The organism is Pseudomonas sp. (assembly GCF_041601375.1).
Lineage (GTDB): Bacteria > Pseudomonadota > Gammaproteobacteria > Pseudomonadales > Pseudomonadaceae > Aquipseudomonas.
The window spans coordinates 22,299-41,868 of the sequence record NZ_JBFIIG010000016.1; the positions used below are offsets into that span (position 1 = coordinate 22,299).

A 19,570-nucleotide genomic window follows, 5' to 3' on the forward strand; every position below is an offset into this window, starting at 1 on the left:
AACGGCTGTGCTGTTCAAGGGGCAGAGCTCTGCGGTCTTCCTGCAGAGGGGCGGGTTGGTCATTAGGAGTCATCCTCCATGGACGTACCATCATTCCCTGCCAACTCGCGCTCGATCTGCTCGATGCTGGGCAAGCTGGTTTGCAATTCAGCAGGCAGGGATTCGACCAATTGATATTCGGCTACGCCGATGGGTCTGGCGTTATCGCGCAGGGCGTATTCGGCCACCACCTTGTTTTTGCTCTTGCACAGCAGCAGGCCGATGGTCGGGCCGTCTTGCGGATGCTTGAACTGGGCATCCATTGCGGTGAGGTAAAAACTCAACTGGCCCAAGTGCTCGGGCTTGAACTTGCCAGTCTTGAGTTCGATCACCACGTAACAGCGCAACTTGAGGTGATAGAACAGCAGGTCGATAAAGAACTCGTCGCCACCTACATCCAGCAGCACCTGCCGTCCAACGAACGCAAAGCCTGCGCCCAACTCCAACAGAAACTCGGTGACGTGTTTGACCAGGGCGTGCTCGATCTCACGCTCCTGCGCCTCATCGCTAAGGCCTAGGAAGTCGAAGCGGTAAGGGTCTTTCAGCGACTCGCGGGCCAGGTCGGACTGGGGTTTCGGCAAGTTGACATCGAAGTTAGTGACTGCCGTGCCACTTCGCTCAAGCAGGCGGGTTTCAATGTGGATATTCAGCACATTGCGCGACCAGTTGTGCTCGATGGCCTTGGCGGCATACCAGCGGCGCTCTATCGCGGTGTTTAACCTGTCCAGCAAGACCAGATTGTGCCCCCAGGGCAATTGTGCAACAGCCTGTTGCACAAATTCGGCCTCCGGCCAGGCTTCGGCGAAGGCACGCATATATTTAAGGTTGCGCGGGGAAAATCCTTTCATATCGGGAAACGCGGCACGCAAGTCATGGGCCAGCCGTTCGATCACCTTGGCGCCCCAGCCCTGTTGTGCCTGCCGGGTCAAAATATCCTTGCCGATCTGCCAGTAGAGCAGCACCAGTTCGCGGTTCACCGCCAGCGTGGCGCGCTGCTGAGCATTGTGGATGCGGCCTTTAAGGTCGGCCAGCCAATCGCCGTAGCCTTCGGGTGGCGCGGTCAGGCTAACAGGGGGGGCGCTCATGGCTTTTCCTTCGTGGTGTTTTCGGCGGCTCTAATCAGGGACATTCCGGCAGTCCAAACTAACGGCTGAAGACGATCAGGGGAATGGCGGCGCGGCGCTGGATGCCCTGGGCGTCGCGCCAGGTGATCAGTTGCGTCTGGCCATCATCGAAGGCGCTGTGTTTGTCGTTGGCTGCCAGTTCCAGGTAGGCGACCAGCTCGGTCAGGCCCTGTTGCAGCGGGTGGCGTTGCAGCAGTTCGCCGAGGTTGATCCGCGTCTCGCTCTGCAAGGCGCGGCGGATCTGCCCGAGTAGGCGCGCCTTGTCGATCTGCACCTGGTCGAACAGGGCGTCGTGGTCGCCTTCGGGTTCGCCTTCGAGGAGTATCTGTTGCTCGATCCGCGGCTTCAGCGGCGGGCTGTACAGCGGCCGGTCCAGGGCCAGATTGAGTTCGGGAACGGCGGCGTCAAGGCTCAACGGCAGCTCGCTCGGCGGGCGTTCGCGCAGTTGCAGGGCCTGGCCTTCGATGTCGCGCAGCAGGCGCATGATCCGCCGGTTTTCCAGCCAGGCCTGGTCGTCCAGGTAGCGGCGCAGCTGCTCGGACAGGCGCGCCACTGTGCGCTGCGCGGTTTCCCCGGCTTCCAGCCAGTCGTAGTGCATGCGCAGCAAGCGCCGATCCGGCTCCAGGCTCTGCACCGGGGCCAGGGCGAAGACCTGCTGCAGCAGCTCGGAGAGTTCCTCCTGGCGCGCCGGCGACATCAAAAAATCCCAGAAGGCGCGGAAACTGCGGCCCTGGTCGGAGTCGGCGATGGCCTCGTGTTCGCCGAAGATTTCGCCGATCAGCTCGCCCTTGCTGCCTTCCCAGGTGGCGATGCGTTCGCGCACGGCGCGGTCGAGGTCGCGGAAGTTCTGCTCCACCTCGCGAAAGTCCGCCAGCAGGCTGCGGGCGCTGGCGGCGACTTCGAGAAAGCGTTCCTTGACCCGGGTCTCGTCCATCAGCTCGAGCTGGCCGGCACGGATCTGGGCGATCTCCCGGTCGATGCCGGCCTTGCGCTTTTCCAGCTCATGGATGCGTGTTTCGGGGTCGGTTTCGCTGCCCTCGACCATCTGCTTGAGCAGCTCGAAGATGGTCAGCAGGCGCGATTCGGTGCCGACGAACTGGCGCTTGCTCAGGCTGGCCAGCCATTCGATGGCCTTCTCGCTGGCGGCGCTCAGTTCGAAGTGCGCCTCGTCGCCGCTGGCCGGGTAGTACTTGCGCAGCCAGCCGTTGGCATTGTCCGCCCACTCATCGAGATAGGCCGCAGCCGCCCGCGGAAAGGCCTCCTCGCCCTGGGTCTGGCGCAGGGCATAGAGGTGATCCTCCAGGCGTGAGGCCAGGCTGTGCTGATCGAGGCTGCGCAGGTTGGGCACGCGGAAGGTGCGCTCGAGGAAACTGACGATCAGCGGCGCATGGGGCGAACAGAGCAGGCGCCAGGCCGGGTGGTGCTGGCGCAGGCTGGCGAGCTGCTGGTAGTCCATCAGGGCAACTCGGCGCTGGCATAAAACGCGCTCAACACCTTGACCAGATGCGCCAGATCGTGGCTGCCGGCCAGTTCGCGGATCGAGTGCATGGCGAAGGTCGGCAGGCCGATATCCACGGTGCGCACGCCGAGCTGGCTGGCGGTGATCGGGCCGATGGTCGAGCCGCACCCCATGTCGCTGCGGGTGACGAAGCTCTGCACCGGCACCTCGTTTTCCAGGCACAGGTGGCGGAAGAAGCCGGCGGTTTCGCTGCTGGTGGCGTAGCGCTGGTTGCTGTTGATCTTGATCACCGGGCCGGCGTTGAGCTTGGGGCCGTGGTTGTCGTCGTGCTTGTCCGGGTAGTTGGGGTGCACGGCGTGGGCGTTGTCGGCGGAGACCAGCAGCGAGCGTTGGATGGTCCGCACGAAACCGTCGCCTTCCGGCAGCACGCGGCGCAGCACCTGTTCGAGCATCGGCCCGTCGGCGCCACAGGCCGAGCTGGAGCCGACTTCCTCGTGGTCGTTGCACACCAGTACGCAGCTTTCCGCGTCCGGCGCGGCGAGCAGCGCCTGCAGCCCGGCGTAACAGGACAGCAGGTTATCCAGGCGCGCGCCGGCGATGAAGTCGCCGTTCAGGCCGATCACCGCCGCGGCCTGGGTGTCGTAGAAACTCAGCTCGAAGTCGAGCACCGCGTCGGCATTGAAGTCGTGTTCGCGGGCCAGTTGCTCGGCCAGCAGCGCGCGGAAATCGGCGGCCTCGCTGCCGGCGAGCTGGGCGAGGATCGGCGGCAGTTCGTTCTGCGCATTGATCGGCCAGCCCTGATTGGCCTCGCGGTTGAGGTGAATCGCCAGGTTGGGGATCACCGCGATCGGCAGCTGGAAATCGATCAGCTGGCTTTCCACCTTGGCGTCACGGCGGTAGGTCACCCGTCCGGCCAGCGACAGGTCGCGGTCGAACCAGGGGGTGAACAGGGCGCCGCCGTAGACTTCCACGCCGAGCTGGAAGAAGCCCTGGCGCTGCAGCTCCGGCTGCGGCTTGACCCGCAGGCAGGGACTGTCGGTATGGGCTCCGACCAGGCGCAGGCCACCTTCCAGCGGCGAACGCTGGCCCAGCTTGAAGGCGATCAGCGAGGAGTCGTTACGGGTCACGTAGTAACGGCCGCCGACGGCGGTATGCCAGGGCGCGCGCTCGTCGAGCTGTTGAAAACCGGCGGCTTCGAGGCGCTGGGCCAGGCTGGCGGTGGCATGGAAGGGGGTGGGCGAGGCCTTGAGAAAATCGATCAGGCCTTGGTTGAGTTCTTCGCGCATGGGGCACTCCTGGCGGCAATGCCCGGAGTTTATCGGAATTGGCCGGCGCATTGGGCGCAGGCCGCGTAACGGATCAGGCCGGGATGGCGACCAGGCTGAGCAGGTGACCGTCGAACTCGACGAACTGGCCATCCAGTTCGCTGCCCGCCGGCCAGTCGCCGCTCAGCTCGATCAGCAGGCGCAGGCGCGCGCTGCCATCGGCGTGGCAGCTCAGCAGTTCGGCGTCCTGGAAGTAAAAACGGCGCAGGACCTGGGGGTAGAGCGCCTTGAACAGGCTTTCCTTGAACGAGAAGCTCAGGCTGATGCGCCAGGCCCGTTGCTCGGCTCTCAGACCCTGCAACTGCTGCAATTCGCCGGGGGTGAGGATTTCTCCGGCCAGGCGTTCGGCGCGCGCTGGCGCCAGCCTGCGCTCCACATCGAGGCCGAGGCCGCGCCAGGCGCTGGCGTGCGCCACCATGGCCCCGGCCCAGCCGCTGCCGTGGGTGATCGAGCCGCTGACCTCGGCGGGCCACTGTGGCGCACGGTCGGCACCGATCGCCGGCACCGCGGCCGTGCCGGTCACCCGGCGCAGGGCTTCGCGCGCACACAGGCGGCCGGCGAGGTATTCGGTCTGGCGTTTGGCCACGCCGTTGACGACGGTGATGCCGCAGCGCTCGAAGTCCCCGGTGGCGAGTCGTGCGGGGTCGAACTGGGTGCTGATCAGTTGCGTGCCGGGCAGCGCCCGGGGCAGCGGCCAGTGATCGCTCAGTGCGGTGCAGCAGGGGGGCAGGTAGAGGTCGCTCATCCCGGCATTCTGCCGCTTGCCGTGGCGGCCTGCCAGCAGCAGGTGCGGTTACATTTCTTTGCACAGCGACAACAAAGCTAAACCCATGGGCCTGTGGATTCTTGTCAGACTGGCGGCTGCGTTGCTTCGGGAGCGCAGGTGAGGTGGTTGTTGCACGTGGTGCGAGCCGGGTGCGACTTTTCTCTGAGAATGAGTACGGGAGCCCGATTGGGCTCCCGTTTTTTTTAGTGCCCGCGACAAACTGTCATCTTGTGTTCATCTGTCCTCTTTAGCTTGATTGGCATGTGCATTTGTCGGCCACAGCATCAAGCGGGAGGAACCAGTAATGGATGACTATCAAGAAGAGCTGCTCGAATCGCGCGCCTTTGATCAGGACGACGCCGAACCGGTTGAAGACGCCACCGAGATTTGAATCGCGCTCGCCTGTCACCGGCCGTTAGCCGGCCTGGCGCTGGGCGCGGCGGAATTCGCCCGGGGTCTGCTGGTTCCAGCGTTTGAAGGCGCGCTGGAAGGCCTCGGCCGAAGCGAAGCCGAGCAGGTAGGCGATTTCGCCGAAGGCCAGTTCGGTGTCGCGGATATAGGCCATGGCCAGGTCGCGGCGGGTTTCGTTGAGGATGCTGCGGAACTGCGTGCCTTCCTCGGCCAGCTTGCGCCGCAGGGTCCAGGTCGGCAGCTGCAGGCGCGCGGCGACTTCCTGCAGGTCGGGCTCGCGGCCGTGCAGCAGCGGCCCGAGCATGCGGGTGATGCGCTCGCGCAGGCTGCGGGTGCGGGTCAGCAGCTCGAGTTCACGTTCGCAGATTGCCAGCAGCTGGTGCCAGGTGCTCGGGCAGTGTTCGGGGTTGCGCAGGTTGAGCGTGCTCTGCTGCAGGCGCAGTTGATTGTGTTTGGCAGCAAATTCCACGGGGCAGTCGAACAGCTCGCCGTACTGCGCGCCGTAAGCGGGCGCGGGAAACTCGATCTGGATTTTTTCCACGCTCAGGCGTTGCCTGGCCAGGTTGCCCAGTTGCTGGGCCCAGCCGGCCAGCACCGAGTCGACCACGAAGCGGTTGTAGGCGTTGTACGGGCTGATCGAATAGAAGCGCAGCCAGGCGCCGCGGGCATCTTCGTGCAGGCTGGCCTGGCCGCGGTAGTTGGCGGCATACAGCGGCTCGAAGCGGATCAAGGCGCGGGCCGCTTCGCGCACGGTAGGCGCCTGGGCCGCGGTGACGCCGGCCAGGCCGACCTGGCTGAGGCGGCTCAGGCGGCCCATCAGCAGGCCGATGCCGGGCTCACCGGTCAGTTGGATCGCGGCGTGACCCAGGCGCATGTAGCGCGGGATCGACAGGCGCGCGCCAGGTTCGGCCAGGCGTGCGGCATCCAGGCCGAACTGCTCGAGCAGCGGTAACGGATCCTGTCCCAGCTGCTGCACGGCGTCGGCCAGGCTGTGAATGAAGCCGACCGAGAGGTCGCCGAGGCGCACCCGCTGCGGTTTCACTCGGCGTCGATCCACAGGTTCAGCAAATGGCTGCCCGGCGCCGGGCTGGCTTGCTCGACCTCGCGGGGGATCAGCTGAATGTCCCGCGAGGCGCCGCCAATCGGCCAGTCCAGCTTGCCGCGCAGGAACAGCGCCGGGCTGCTCAGGTCGCCGTCGACCAGGTGCAGGCTGCTCTGCGGATAGCCGGGGCGCCAGTCGCGCTCGACCCGGTAAGCCACTGCGCCGACGCTGAGGCGTTGCGCCGGGGTGGCGTCGGCTCGCCAAGGCCAGGGCTCGAGGTGCGGGCTGCCCTGGATAGTGCCTTGCGGGGAAAATACCAGGCTGAGGTTGCGCAGCGGGCCTGCGCCGCTGTGCAGGCGACCGTCTTCCACGCGTGGCTCGGGCAGCAGGATGGAGCCCGCCAGCAGGGTGACCTGGTAGTCGCGGGCGAGGCCGCCGAACAGTTGCTGGTAGTCCTCGGCCATCTGCTCGGCTTTCATCCGCAGCAGGGCTTCGTCCAGGCGTTCGGCATCCAGATTCAGCAGCAGCGCCTCGATGGCCAGCAGCGGGTTGCCGAGCAGCAGCCAGTCGCGCACTTCCTGACGGCTGCGGGCCTGATAGAACTCGACCTTCTCGCCACGTGCCAGCAGCCAGGTGCCGATATGCTCGGGCAGCGCCACCAGGGTGTCGGGGCCGAGCAGGCCGGCATCCCGGGCGTTATCCAGGGCGGCGGCGAGCTTCAGGCGCAGGTGGGCCGGGCTCTGGTAATCCATGGGATAGAGTTGCGGGCGGATCAGCAGCAGGTTGCCACGCGTCTGCGCCGGCGCCGGCTCGCTGCTGATCGAGCTGCGCAGATCGGACAGGTAGTGGGCGGCCGGGCGCCGTTCGGCCCAGATCAGGAAGGCGGCCAGGCAGCTGCCGACGATCAGTGCGATCAGGAGTAGCGAGAGTTTGCGTTTCATGGCTGCAGGGTAGGTCGCTGGGCGGGTGCTTGCCAAGGGCTGGCGTTCATTTTGATCATCAAGTTGTAATTTTGAGTCATTGAGGGGCCTGCTCCGGCTCTTTATTGTCTAGGAGCCTGTCGGGCTTGACCGTCCGTAGCGAGGGAAGGTCCGGTTTGATTCAGTTTTGTTGTTCTTTCGAGGCGAATAGCTGGCTATTTAACGAGAAAGAACAACAAAACTGGGCAAAGCCGGCCTTTCCGCAGTAGGACAGCGTCAAGCCCGACAGGCTCCCAATACCGACCGTGGTCCCGTTGAGACCGCGGCATTCCGTGAAATGCACCCGCTCGATGTGGAGATATCCATGACTGCTCGCTACCCGCACCTGCTCGCCCCGCTGGATCTGGGCTTCACCACCTTGCGCAACCGCACCCTGATGGGCTCGATGCACACGGGTCTGGAGGAGAAACCGGGTGGCTTCGAGCGCATGGCGGCCTATTTTGCCGAGCGCGCCCGTGGCGGCGTCGGCCTGATGGTGACCGGCGGTATAGGCCCGAACGAGGAGGGCGGCGTGTACTCGGGGGCGGCCAAGCTGACCACCGCGGAAGAGGCGGAGAAACACCAGGTCGTCACCCAGGCGGTGCACGAAGCGGGTGGCAAGATCTGCATGCAGATCCTGCATGCCGGGCGCTATGCCTACAGCCCCAAGTCGGTGGCACCGAGCGCGATCCAGGCGCCGATCAACCCGTTCAAACCCAAGGAACTGGACGAGGACGGCATCGAGAAGCAGATCCAGGACTTCGTCAATTGCTCGCTGCTGGCCCAGCAGGCCGAGTACGACGGCGTCGAGATCATGGGTTCGGAAGGCTACTTCATCAACCAGTTCCTGGTCGCCCACACCAACCACCGCAGCGACCGCTGGGGCGGCAGCTACGAAAACCGCATGCGCCTGCCGGTGGAAATCGTCCGCCGGGTGCGTGAGGCGGTGGGGCCGAACTTCATCATCATCTATCGCCTGTCGATGCTCGATCTGGTCGAAGGCGGCAGCAGCTGGGACGAGGTGGTGCTGCTGGCCAAGGCCATCGAGGCGGCCGGCGCGACCCTGATCAACACCGGCATCGGCTGGCATGAGGCGCGCATTCCGACCATCGCCACCAAGGTGCCGCGCGCGGCTTTCACCAAGGTCACCGCCAAGTTGCGCGGCGCAGTGCAGATCCCGCTGATCACCACCAACCGCATCAACACCCCGGAAATCGCCGAGCAGGTGCTGGCCGAAGGCGATGCCGACATGGTCTCCATGGCCCGTCCGTTTCTCGCCGACCCGGAGTTCGTCAACAAGGCCGCCGAGGGCCGCGCGGACGAGATCAACACCTGCATCGGCTGCAACCAGGCCTGCCTGGATCACACCTTCGGCGGCAAGCTGACCAGTTGCCTGGTCAACCCGCGCGCCTGTCACGAGACCGAACTCAATTACATTCCCACCACCCAGGTGAAGAAGATCGCCGTGGTCGGTGCCGGCCCGGCGGGTTTGGCGGCGGCCACCGTGGCGGCCGAGCGTGGCCACAGCGTGACCCTGTTCGACGCAGGCAGCGAGATCGGCGGTCAGTTCAACGTGGCCAAGCGGGTGCCGGGCAAGGAAGAATTCTTCGAAACCCTGCGCTATTTCAAGCGCAAGCTGCAGACCACCGGCGTCGATCTGCACCTGAACACCCGGGTCTCGGTCTCCGAATTGGCCAAGGGCGGCTTCGACGAGGTGATCCTGGCCACCGGCATAGCCCCGCGCACCCCGGCGATCAGCGGTGTGGATCACCCCAAGGTGATCGGCTACCTGGATGCCATTCTCGAGCGCAAGCCGGTCGGTCAGCGGGTCGCGGTGATCGGCGCCGGCGGCATCGGCTTCGACGTCTGCGAATTCATCACCCACCAGGGCGAGCTCAGCAGCCTCGACCGCGAGGCGTTCTGGAAGGAGTGGGGCATCGACACTCGGCTGGAGGCCCGCGGCGGCGTCGCCGGGATCCAGGCCCAGCCCCATGCCCCGGCGCGCCAGGTATTCCTGCTGCAGCGCAAGAAATCCAAGGTCGGCGACGGCCTGGGCAAGACCACCGGCTGGATTCATCGCGCCGGCCTGAAGACCAAGAACGTGCAGATGCTCAATGCGGTCGAGTACCTCAAGGTAGACGATCAGGGGCTGCACATCCGTATCGGCGAGGGTGAGCCGCAGGTGCTGGCGGTGGACAGCGTGATCCTCTGCGCCGGCCAGGATCCGCTGCGCGAGTTGCAGGACGGGCTGCTCGCGAACGGGCAGAGCGTGCACCTGATCGGCGGCGCCGATGTGGCGAGCGAGCTGGATGCCAAGCGGGCGATCGATCAGGGTTCGCGGTTGGCGGCGCAACTATGACGGGCGTGCCGAGCACTGCTGCAGCGCTGGCGGTGCAGCCAGCGGTGGCCGAGGCACTGGGTAAGTGGCACGCAATGATTGCCGCCGGCGATCTCAGTGGGTTGCCGGCGCTGCTGCATCCGCAGGTGGTATTCCGCTCGCCCATGGCCTTCAAGCCCTATCTGGGCGCGCCGCTGGTGAGCGTGATTCTCGGCACGGTAGTCAAGGTCTTCGAAGACTTTCATTACCATCGCCAACTGGTCGGCGCCGATGGCCTCGATGTGGTACTGGAGTTCGCCGCCAAGGTGGCTGGACGCGAGCTCAAGGGTATCGATATGATCCGCTTCGATGAGCAGGGGAAGATTGTCGAGTTCGAGGTGATGATCCGGCCAATGAGCGGCTTGCAAGTGTTGGGCGATGAAATGGCCAGACGTTTGGCGCCGTTGCTGTCCGGTCAAGCGTCTTGATCTATTGCACCAAACCCATCACAGTTTCGCTCGGTCGCCGGCTCATTCGAGCATGACGGCCGGGCGACTGCCAACCCAGTCACATTGCCGCTATCGGCTTTTCCCCTAGACTTGCCTGAACAAAGGAATGGCGGCTGTAGTGCGGGTGTTTTCTTCGCTGTCGGGCATCTCGCTGAACCGTGCAAACGGTTATAAGCAGAGCGTTCGTGTGATCGCTCGTTACCTGCGTTAGCTGATTCCACCGTATTGGCCTAGAGGGAAACCGATGAGCATGCAGAACAAGCCGCAGATGGTTGAGGCCGTGATGTTCTTCAGTGAGCGCGGTGGTGTCTGCAAGCAGATGTTGTTTGCCGAGTTCGAGGCCTTGCTCGACGGCGTGGTCAACATGCCGGAGTTTGCCGATCAGCAGATGCGCATTGCCTATGTGGCGATCAATCCGCGCCTGTTGATCCGGGCGGCGGTGTTCTTCTATCTGGACTTCGACGAGCGAGGCGCGCCGGACTCGGGCTGGAATATTCCCCTGCAGCACCTGTCCGAGCGTGCCGGCCGTGGCCCCGACCTCGGTGCCGGACCGATTCGGCTGGCCTGCCGCAGTCAGTGCCCGGTGTCCTGGCACCAGATGCACCTGTGGGATCCGAACCTGGCCCCCGGCCACAATGACCTGGTGTTGCTGCGCGATGCCGTCAAGCGCAACAACCTGGGCCTGCTGGTCGAGGAGGACAACAGCCAGGCGGTTGCTCCCGAGCGCTTGCACATGGCCTCGGAAGACAAGTGGTATGCGCCCGATGCGGCCGCGGAGGTGGCCGGTAAAGTCGCCGAGAGCATGGATCAGGAGCACCGCCTGAAGACCGCGCAACTGATCAAGCAGCAGCGCTTGCGCATCAGCAGCCTGAGCCAGCAACACGAAGAGGAAGTGGCCAAGCTCAAGTTGGCCCATGAACAGCAGAATACGAGTATGCAGGCGCAGGCGAGCGAGCTGCGCCAGGCGTTGCGCCAGCAACAGGAGTTGAACGCCACGCTCAAGGCGCAATTGGCCGCTCAGGCGGCCGGCATGCAGTCGTTCCGCGAGGAGATGACCGAGCAGATGCGCGAGTTGGAGCGTCACGACCGGAGCGAAAGCGAGATTCTGCGAGTCCAGTTCGAGAATGAGCTGCAAGCCAAGATCGCCTCGGCGGTGGCCGAGTACAAGGAGCAGGTCGCCATTCGCGATGTCGAACTCGCCTACCGCAATGAGCAGGACGCGCAGTTGCATGAGGACGTCGAGCGGCTCAAGCGCGAGCGCGACGAGCTGGTCGGCCAGGGCGGCGAGCAGATTCTCGAGCGCTTGGCCACGCTCGGCGTGGTCTTCGTGGTCTATCACCCCGGCGCCGGGCACCTGACCATTCCCTTGCAGGACATCGGCAGCTATCGGGCCAATCCCATGGCCTATGCGGCGGCCAAGTGTTTCGTTTCCGAAGTGCAGTACCGCCAGTGGCTGGCGCACTACCAGCAACCGAGTTGCGAGACGGCGTTGCCCAGCGGCCAGCGCTGCGCCATCCCGATCGACCGGGTCGACACCCCGAGCCGTTTCACCGTCGGCAAGTCCAACTGCTGCGAGCGGCACAAGGCCAGTAGCCACTTGCGCACAGTCGGTTAAGGCTTGCTGCCCGTTGATTGGAGCCCCAGGGCGCCGCTCGAGCCCCTGCGCCTGGATTGGCTGGCGGCGGCCGAGGTCGAACTGGCGGTGTTGCGCCTGGATCTGATCGACCCGCTGATCAGCGGCAACAAATGGTTCAAGCTGGCGCCTTACCTGCAAGCGGCCAGGGCGGTCGGCGCCGAGGGGCTGATCAGTCTTGGCGGCGCCCATTCCAATCATCTGCATGCGCTGGCCGCTGCGGGCCAACGCTTCGACTTCCCCACGGTTGGTTTGCTCCGCGGCACGCCGCAGGACACGCCTACCGTGCGCGATCTGCAGCGTTTCGGCATGCAGCTGCACTGGCTCGGCTATGGCGGCTACCGTGCCCGCCATCGGCCGGATTTCTGGGCGCCGTGGCGTCAGCGCTACCGCCACCTGCATCCGGTGCCCGAGGGCGGTGGTGGTTTGCCGGGCGCCATGGGCTGTAGCGGGCTGGTGAGTCAGCTGCAGGAACAGCTGAGCACGCTCGGTTGGGCCGACTATCACGGCTGGTGGCTGGCGGCGGGCACGGGAACGACCCTGGCGGGGCTGGTGTTGGGCGAAGCGGGTGCGCATCCGGTCTATGGCGCGCTGGCGGTGCCTGACGATCATGGCGTGGCGCAACAGGTGCGAGCGATTCTCGTCGAGGCTGGGGCGACGGATTGCGCCTACCGGTTGCTGGATGCCAGCCGCGGCGGTTTTGCCAGGGGCGATGTGGCGCTGCTTGAGTTTCTTCGCGCCAGCGAAGCGGCCAGCGGGCTGCCGCTGGAGCCGCTGTATACCGCCAAGGCGCTAATGGCGTTGCGTCAGCGCGTCGAGGCCGGTTACTTTGAGTGCGGAAGTCGTCTGGTGTTCGTGCATACCGGCGGCCTGCAGGGACGCGCCGCGGCGATGCAGCAATATGAACGGTTGTGCACACGCGCCATTGGCGCGCCCTCCGAGTCTTGACCAGCGGAGCCTGGATACCCATGAGTGACGCCCTGAATCCCGAACAGTTGCGCAGTTTTACGCCGCTCAATGTGCTGTCCGAACAGCAGTGGCGAGAGCTGCGCCGTCAGTTGGTACCGCAGCCGCTACTGGCCGGGCAACTGCTCTTTCGCCGCGGCGACCAGGCGGGCCGGACCTATTACTTGCTCGCTGGCGAGTTGCTGCTGCAGACGGCCGATGGCCAGCAGCAGCGTCTGCTCGCCGGCAGCGCGGCCAGTTGCCACCCGCTGTCGCCCGGCTTGCCGCGTCTGCATGAAGTGCGTGCCGCCACCGATGCCAGCCTGCTGGTGGTAGACACGGCTACCCTCCACCGGCTGCTGACCTGGCGCCTGGCCTATCAGGATTTGCTCCTCGAGCTTGGCCATAACCATGCCGATGTGGAGTGGCTGGAGCGTCTTCTGCAGAATCCGCTATTCGCCAAGGTTCCGCCGAGCAATGTGCGCATCATGCTCGAGCGTCTGCAGCGCATCGAGCAGGCGGCGGGCACGACCCTGTTGCGTGAAGGTGAGTCCGGCGATTGCTGTTATTTCCTCGAAAGCGGCCGCGCCGAAGTGATCCGCGGCGCCGGTAGCGAGCAGCAGGTTCTGGCCGAGCTGGAGGTGGGCGCCTGTTTCGGTGAGGAGGCCTTGCTCGCCGACCGCCCGCGCAATGCCACGGTGACGCTGATCGAGGATGGCGTGGTGCTGCGCCTCGCTCGTCAGGATTTCTTCTCGTTGCTCAAGGCGCCGGTGGTCGACGATGTTGCCCTGGGCGAGGCGGCACGCCTGCTGGCGGCCGGCGCACAGTGGCTGGACGTGCGCCTGCAAGAGGAATACGAGCAGGCCCATGCCTTGGAGTCCCTGCATATGCCGTTGCAGCTGCTGCGCCTGAAGGCGCGGCTGCTGGATAAGGCGCGCACCTATCTGTGCTATTGCGACAGTGGCAAGCGCAGCGCCAGCGCGGTGTTCTTGCTTGCGCAGCTGGGCTTCACGGCCTATGTCCTGCGTGACGGTTTGGACGTGCTGCCGGCGGTGCAGCGCGATGCCCTGCTGTGCGAAAGCGGCTCGGGTTACCTGGCGCGGTCGGGCGGGCGTATCGAGCGCAGCGGCTGACGGTTGTCCTCGGCGCTATATCGCGGCGGGTTCGGGTATTGCTTCCGGCCAATCATCGCTAACCAGAAACAATCGTTCCACCTCCTGCCAGTCGCCCTGCGGACTGTGCTGCAGTCGCACCAGTAATTGCGCCTTGGCCTGCGGCTGCAGGGCGTGCAACCAGTTCTGCAGCCTCTCGGCCGACCACAGCTCGGCCCGGTCAATTCGCGCCGGCGCCAGCCAGGCCGCGCGAGGCAAGGGCTGCCAGTAGCCATCGTTGTTCTGGGCGGCGAAGGCCGGCCAGTCACGCCGGTACAGCCAGCGGCCGGTCAGGTGCTGCGGATTGGCGCCGGGAGGCGGCACGCAAGGTTGCGGCCAGGGGTAGAACAGGTAACCGCCGAGCCAGAGTGCCGCCTGTGCGGTGCCCAGATCGAGTTCGGCCAGCGCCGGGCGTGCCTCGCCGCGTGCCGACATGGGCAACTGGTGCTGACTGAGGTGGTCGAGCTTGATATCCAGGCGGTCATGGCAGCCGGGGCCGATCCAGTGGGCGAGTTCGGCACCGCTTCGCTGTTGCGGGCCGAGGTAGAGTTTGATCGCCAGTTCCAGGTGGTGCACGCCTTCCTCGTCGCGGAGCAACAAGTCGAGTTCGCCGAGGGTCTGGCCGTTTTGGCGGATCGGCAGGTTGGCCGCCAGCAGCTCGATTCCGGGAGCGGCGTGCAGGGCAAATTGCCAGAGACGTTCGTAATACAGGCCCAGGCGCCGCACCGAACTCTGTGCCAGCCAGCCCAGCAGACTGCTCGGGTCCTGATCGAGACGGCTCAGCCAGTCGGCCAGCAGGCCCGGCGCACGGCCCCATGGGCTGGCGCTGAGCGGGTGGCGTTGCGGCCACGGCAGGCTGCTCAGCAGCGGCGGCGAAAGCAGCACCCAGGCTAGATCCCGCACTGCGGGTTGGCGCAGTTGCTGCTGCAGGTCGGTAAGTGCGGGAAACGGTGTCATGGAGCGAGCATAGCGCCAAATCCGTGCGTAGCGCTCGTCGACCTTGTACGGTTCGGCTTGGCGGCAAATTCCGCGAGTTTGCCGCTGCCTGCGGCTTTCACCCATAATCGAGCCTGTCTAGATCCAGAGCCTGCGGGAGCACCATGGACCAATTTCGTAACATCGGCATCATCGGCCGTCTGGGTAGCACCCAGGTGCTGGAGACCATCCGCCGGCTGAAGCGGTTTCTGATCGACCGTCACCTGCATGTGATTCTCGAGGACACCATCGCCGAAGTGCTGCCGGGCCATGGCTTGCAAACCTCTTCGCGGAAAATTCTCGGCGAGGTCTGCGACCTGGTCATAGTCGTCGGCGGCGACGGCAGCATGCTCGGCGCGGCCCGCGCGCTGGCGCGGCACAAGGTGCCGGTGCTGGGGGTCAACCGCGGCAGCCTGGGCTTTCTCACCGATATCCGTCCGGATGAACTGGAGCTCAAGGTCGCCCAGGTCCTGGAAGGCAACTACCTGACCGAGAACCGTTTCCTGCTGGAGGCCGAAGTGCGTCGGCATGGCGAAGCGATCGGCCAGGGCGATGCCCTCAACGACGTGGTGCTGCACCCGGGCAAGTCGACGCGGATGATCGAATTCGAGTTGTTCATCGATGGCCAGTTCGTCTGCAGTCAGAAGTCCGATGGCCTGATCGTCGCCACGCCGACCGGGTCCACGGCCTATGCGCTGTCCGCCGGTGGGCCGATCATGCACCCCAAGCTGGATGCCATGGTCATCGTACCGATGTACCCGCACACCTTGTCCAGCCGGCCGATCGTGGTGGATGGCAACAGCGAGCTGAAAATCGTCGTGTCCAAGGATATGCAGATTTACCCGCAGGTTTCCTGCGATGGCCAGAATCACTTCACCTGCGCGCCCGGCGATACCGTCACGGTGAGCAAGAAGCCGCAGAAGCTGTGCCTGATCCATCCGCTCGATCACAACTACTACGAGGTCTGCCGCAACAAGCTGGGTTGGGGCAGTCGGCTCGGGGGCGGGGGCGGCTGAATGCACCTCGATCCCGCGCGTGGCTACGACCTGATTGGCGACATTCACGGTTGTGCACTGACCCTCGAACACTTGCTCGACACACTCGGCTATCGGCGCCAGGGCGGTGTCTGGCGCCATCCGCAGCGCATGGCGATTTTTCTCGGTGATCTGGTCGATCGCGGTCCGCGTATCCGTGAAGCCCTGCATCTGGTGCATGACATGGTCCAGGCCGGCGAGGCGCTGTGCATCATGGGCAATCACGAATTCTATGCCCTCGGCTGGAGCACCCTGGCCGCGCCCGGCAGCGCTCAGCACTATGTGCGCGAGCACACGCCGCGGCACGCCCGGCTGATCAAGGAGACCCTGGAGCAGTTCGCGGCCTATCCCGCGGAATGGTCCGACTTTCTCGCCTGGTTCTACGAGTTGCCGTTGTTCATCGATGCCGGCCATTTCCGCGTGGTGCATGCCTGCTGGGACGCCGGCCTGATCGAGCCATTGCGTGCGCAGTTTCCCGATGGCTGCATCGACGAGCATTTTCTCCAGGCCTCGGCGGTGCCGGGGAGCTTTGCCAATACCGCCCTGGATCGTCTGCTGCGCGGCACCGACATGCGCCTGCCGCACGGCTTGACCTTGACCAGTGGCGAGGGCTTCACCCGCGCGCATTTCCGCACCAAATTCTGGGAGGAAGACCCGCAGACCTACGGCGATATCGTCTTCCAGCCCGATGCCTTGCCGGAGCTGGTTGCCCAGACGCCGTTGAGCGAACTGCAAAAAAACGAGCTGCTGAAGTACGGCGCCGATCAGCCCCTGCTGTTCGTCGGCCACTATTGGCGCAGCGGCAAGCCGGCGCCGATCCGCCCCAACCTGGCCTGCCTGGATTACAGCGCGGTGCTCAACGGCAAGCTGGTGGCCTATCGGCTGGATCAGGAAACACGCCTGGATCCGCACAAGTTCGTTTGGGTCGACGTCCAGCGCGCGCAGGCTCCGCGATGAGCCCGGTTGCCGTTCTGCGTCTGCCGATCCAGGCCGATCTCAGCGGCTTCATCGTCCTGTTGCGGCGCTTGCAGGTGCCGCACCGGGTCTCCGAGGAAGCAGGCGAACAGGTGCTGTGGGTACCGGACGAATTGGCCGAGCAGGTGCGCGACCTGTATCTGCGCTACCCGCAGGGCGATGCGGCGCTGCAGCCGGCTACCCCGCCGCAGGCCGCGGCGGGATTTGGCCGGCAGCTGCGCGAAAGCCCGCTGACGGCCGGCATGCTCGGACTGACCCTGCTGGTGGCCGTGCTGACCGCGCTGGGCGACAACTTGGCGGCGATCCGCTGGTTGAGCTTCGTCGACTTCCGCATTCAGGGCGATTACATCTACTTCAGTTACCTGGCCGAAATGCTCGAAACGGGGCAGTGGTGGCGCCTGATCACGCCGATGCTGATCCATTTCGGCCTGCTGCACCTGACGATGAACGCACTCTGGTACTGGGTGCTGGGGCGGCGCATCGAGGCGCGCCAGGGGTCGTGGATGCTGCTCGGGCTGACGCTGCTGTTCAGTTTGGCCTCCAATCTGGCCCAGTACAGCTTTTCCGGGCCGGCCTTGTTTGGTGGCTTGTCCGGCGTGCTCTACGGCCTGCTGGGGCACTGCTGGCTGTTTCAGCGCCTGGCGCCCACTGCCGAATATCAGCTGCCGCGAGGCGTGCTGGTGATGATGCTGGCCTGGCTGCTGATCTGCATGACCGGCATCTTCGAGCTGCTGCAGTTCGGCGCGATTGCCAATGCCGCCCACGTCGGCGGATTGCTCGCCGGTTGCGCTACCGGTCTGCTGGGTGGGGCCCTGGCGCGCCAGCGTGGCGACAGATGATTGCGCGGGCTTGCGTCAAGCGCTCGCGAGCGCCTGGCGCAGCCGGTAAACTGCGGCTTCGTATTCGGAGGTATCCATGTCGTCCTTTCTTCAAGCCATTGCAAACATCACCCCGGAAATTCACCAGAGCCTGAAGTTGGCTCTGGAAATCGGCAAGTGGCCCGATGGCCGCAAGCTGACCCAGGAGCAGAAGGAGCTCACCCTGCAAGCGCTGATTGCCTGGGAAACCCACAATCTTCCCGAGGATCAACGCATCGGCTACATGGGTGAGCAGGCCTGTGGCTCCAAGTCCAAGTCCAAAGCCAACGCAGAGATCGTGCCGAATCCGCAGTTCAAGGCTCTGCACTGATGGCCGAGTTGGCCCGCGGTGCCCTGAGCAAGATGGCGGCGCGTCTGGATGCGCCCGTGCAGTACGCCTTTCGCCTGGACGATCAGGAGCTGGCGGTCAATCCGCTGATCGGCAAGACTCTGCGCCTCGAGTTCCTGGGCGCCATTCATTGCAGTCACTGCGGGCGCAAGACCAAGACCAGTTTCAGCCAAGGCTACTGCTACCCCTGCATGCAGAAGCTGGCGCAGTGCGATATCTGCATCATGAGCCCGGAGCGCTGCCACTACGACGCCGGCACCTGCCGCGAACCGAGCTGGGGCGAGCAGTTCTGCATGACCGACCATGTGGTCTACCTGGCCAACTCCTCGGGCGTGAAGGTCGGCATCACCCGCGCCACGCAAATTCCGACACGCTGGATGGACCAGGGCGCGAGCCAGGCCTTGCCGATTTTGCGCGTGGCAACCCGTCAGCAGTCGGGCTTCGTCGAAGATCTGCTGCGCACACAGGTCGCGGACAAGACCAACTGGCGCGCCTTGCTCAAGGGCGACGCGGCGCCGGTCGACCTGCCGGCGATTCGAGATCAGCTGTTCGCCAGTTGTGGCGCGGGGCTCACCGAGTTGCAGCAGCGCTTCGGCATTCAGGCGATCCAGCCGCTGAACGATCAGCAGCCGGTGGATATCCGCTACCCGATCGAGGCCTACCCGACCAAGATCAGCAGCTTCAACCTTGACAAGAACCCGCTTGCCGAAGGCACCCTGCTTGGCATCAAGGGCCAGTACCTGATGTTCGACACCGGCGTGATCAATATCCGCAAATACACCAGCTATCAGTTGGCCATCCACCAGATTGCCGCCTGACCACCACTTGCAGCCTGAAGCTTGCCGCTTGAAGCTGCCGCCAAGAGGCTCCCCATGCGCACCGAACAACCGAAGATGATCTACCTCAAGGACTATCAGGCCCCGGACTACCTGATCGACGAGACGCACCTGACCTTCGAGTTGTTCGAGGATCACACCCTGGTGCATGCGCAGCTGGTGATGCGGCGTAACCCGGCCTGTGTGGCCGGCGACCCGGGCCGCGACCTGCCGGTGCTGGTGCTGGACGGTCAGGAGCTGGAGCTGCTCAACCTGTCCCTCGATGGTGAGGAGCTGGCAGCCGGCGATTACCAGCTCGACGCCAGCCACCTGAGCCTGCAACCGAAGAGCGCCAGCTTCGTCATCGACAGCAGCGTGCGCATCCATCCGGAGCGCAATACCGCCCTGGAAGGCCTGTACAAGTCCGGCAGCATGTTCTGCACCCAGTGCGAGGCCGAGGGTTTCCGCAAGATCACCTATTACCTCGATCGCCCGGACGTGATGAGCAAGTTTACCACCACCCTGAGCGCCGAGCAGCACCGCTACCCGGTGCTGCTGTCCAACGGCAACCCGATCGCCAGCGGCCCGGAGGAAGGCGGCCGGCACTGGGCGACCTGGCAGGACCCGTTCATGAAGCCGGCCTACCTGTTCGCCCTGGTCGCCGGCGACCTCTGGTGCGTGGAAGACAGCTTCACCACCATGAGCGCGCGGGAAGTGGCGCTGCGCATCTATGTCGAGCCGGAAAACATCGACAAGTGCCAGCACGCCATGGACAGCCTGAAGAAGTCGATGAAGTGGGACGAGCAGGTCTATGGCCGCGAGTACGACCTGGACATCTTCATGATCGTCGCGGTCAACGACTTCAACATGGGCGCCATGGAGAAC

18 protein-coding genes are annotated in these 19,570 nt (G+C 64.8%); 11 read left to right on the forward strand and 7 right to left on the reverse strand.

Features of this window, described 5'->3' with window-relative positions; genetic code table 11:
* Positions 1-62 precede the first annotated feature (62 nt).
* The 6 genes from ABZE94_RS04255 to ABZE94_RS04280 form a co-directional block, all read right to left on the reverse strand.
* A complete protein-coding gene (locus ABZE94_RS04255; RefSeq protein ID WP_372874286.1) occupies positions 63-1,124 on the reverse strand; it encodes a YhcG family protein in 1,062 nt (353 codons plus the stop codon).
* A gap of 58 nt (positions 1,125-1,182) precedes the next feature.
* Entirely contained in the window at positions 1,183-2,619 is a 1,437-nt protein-coding gene (locus ABZE94_RS04260) for a DUF3375 domain-containing protein (protein ID WP_372874287.1), read from the reverse strand.
* The gene (locus tag ABZE94_RS04265) at positions 2,619-3,908 is read right to left on the reverse strand and encodes a M18 family aminopeptidase (RefSeq protein ID WP_372874288.1); all 1,290 of its coding nucleotides are present in this window, start codon (positions 3,906-3,908) and stop codon (positions 2,619-2,621) included. The genes ABZE94_RS04260 and ABZE94_RS04265 overlap by 1 nt, the downstream gene beginning before the upstream one ends.
* Before the next feature lie 73 nt (positions 3,909-3,981).
* Complete coding sequence (locus ABZE94_RS04270; RefSeq protein WP_372874289.1) at positions 3,982-4,692, reverse strand: 4'-phosphopantetheinyl transferase; 711 nt, start codon at positions 4,690-4,692, stop codon at positions 3,982-3,984.
* A 436-nt stretch (positions 4,693-5,128) separates the two neighbouring features.
* Positions 5,129-6,166: an AraC family transcriptional regulator gene (locus tag ABZE94_RS04275; protein WP_372874291.1), complete on the reverse strand. Its 1,038-nt coding sequence runs from the start codon at positions 6,164-6,166 to the stop codon at positions 5,129-5,131.
* A complete protein-coding gene (locus tag ABZE94_RS04280; RefSeq protein WP_372874292.1) occupies positions 6,163-7,107 on the reverse strand; it encodes a hydrolase in 945 nt (314 codons plus the stop codon). Before ABZE94_RS04280 ends, ABZE94_RS04275 begins: the two co-directional genes overlap by 4 nt.
* 343 nt (positions 7,108-7,450) lie before the next feature.
* On the opposite strand from ABZE94_RS04280, the gene ABZE94_RS04285 reads away from it, so the two are divergent.
* From ABZE94_RS04285 to ABZE94_RS04305, 5 genes are all read left to right on the forward strand, one after another.
* Positions 7,451-9,484 carry an FAD-dependent oxidoreductase gene (locus ABZE94_RS04285; RefSeq protein WP_372874293.1) on the forward strand — a complete coding sequence of 678 codons (2,034 nt, stop codon included), beginning with the start codon at positions 7,451-7,453 and terminating at the stop codon, positions 9,482-9,484.
* A 74-nt stretch (positions 9,485-9,558) separates the two neighbouring features.
* Positions 9,559-9,930 carry a nuclear transport factor 2 family protein gene (locus tag ABZE94_RS04290; RefSeq protein WP_372874304.1) on the forward strand — a complete coding sequence of 124 codons (372 nt, stop codon included), beginning with the start codon at positions 9,559-9,561 and terminating at the stop codon, positions 9,928-9,930.
* A 265-nt stretch (positions 9,931-10,195) separates the two neighbouring features.
* Positions 10,196-11,566 carry a chromosome partitioning protein ParA gene (locus ABZE94_RS04295; RefSeq protein WP_372874294.1) on the forward strand — a complete coding sequence of 457 codons (1,371 nt, stop codon included), beginning with the start codon at positions 10,196-10,198 and terminating at the stop codon, positions 11,564-11,566.
* A gap of 3 nt (positions 11,567-11,569) precedes the next feature.
* Positions 11,570-12,532, forward strand: a complete 963-nt coding sequence (locus ABZE94_RS04300) for a 1-aminocyclopropane-1-carboxylate deaminase/D-cysteine desulfhydrase (RefSeq protein ID WP_372874295.1) — start codon at positions 11,570-11,572, stop codon at positions 12,530-12,532.
* A 20-nt stretch (positions 12,533-12,552) separates the two neighbouring features.
* Entirely contained in the window at positions 12,553-13,662 is a 1,110-nt protein-coding gene (locus tag ABZE94_RS04305; RefSeq protein ID WP_372874296.1) for a cyclic nucleotide-binding domain-containing protein, read from the forward strand.
* A 15-nt stretch (positions 13,663-13,677) separates the two neighbouring features.
* Here ABZE94_RS04305 and ABZE94_RS04310 read toward each other — a convergent pair whose 3' ends face one another.
* Positions 13,678-14,637, reverse strand: coding sequence for a DUF1853 family protein (locus tag ABZE94_RS04310; RefSeq protein WP_372874297.1), 960 nt, complete (start codon positions 14,635-14,637; stop codon positions 13,678-13,680).
* Between the two features lie 143 nt (positions 14,638-14,780).
* On the opposite strand from ABZE94_RS04310, the gene ABZE94_RS04315 reads away from it, so the two are divergent.
* The 6 genes from ABZE94_RS04315 to ABZE94_RS04340 all read left to right on the forward strand — a co-directional run.
* Positions 14,781-15,671 carry an NAD(+) kinase gene (locus tag ABZE94_RS04315; RefSeq protein ID WP_372874298.1) on the forward strand — a complete coding sequence of 297 codons (891 nt, stop codon included), beginning with the start codon at positions 14,781-14,783 and terminating at the stop codon, positions 15,669-15,671.
* On the forward strand, positions 15,672-16,646 hold the full coding sequence (locus ABZE94_RS04320; protein WP_372874299.1) for a metallophosphoesterase: 975 nt from the start codon (positions 15,672-15,674) through the stop codon (positions 16,644-16,646).
* Positions 16,643-17,503 (forward strand): rhomboid family intramembrane serine protease, encoded by an 861-nt coding sequence (locus tag ABZE94_RS04325; RefSeq protein ID WP_372874300.1) that lies wholly within the window; start codon positions 16,643-16,645, stop codon positions 17,501-17,503. The genes ABZE94_RS04320 and ABZE94_RS04325 overlap by 4 nt, the downstream gene beginning before the upstream one ends.
* A gap of 76 nt (positions 17,504-17,579) precedes the next feature.
* Positions 17,580-17,852 carry a YeaC family protein gene (locus ABZE94_RS04330; protein ID WP_372874301.1) on the forward strand — a complete coding sequence of 91 codons (273 nt, stop codon included), beginning with the start codon at positions 17,580-17,582 and terminating at the stop codon, positions 17,850-17,852.
* A complete protein-coding gene (locus tag ABZE94_RS04335) occupies positions 17,852-18,688 on the forward strand; it encodes a DUF2797 domain-containing protein (RefSeq protein ID WP_372874302.1) in 837 nt (278 codons plus the stop codon). Before ABZE94_RS04330 ends, ABZE94_RS04335 begins: the two co-directional genes overlap by 1 nt.
* 54 nt (positions 18,689-18,742) lie before the next feature.
* The coding region (locus tag ABZE94_RS04340) for a M1 family aminopeptidase (RefSeq protein WP_372874303.1) at positions 18,743-19,570 on the forward strand (828 nt) is incomplete at its 3' end.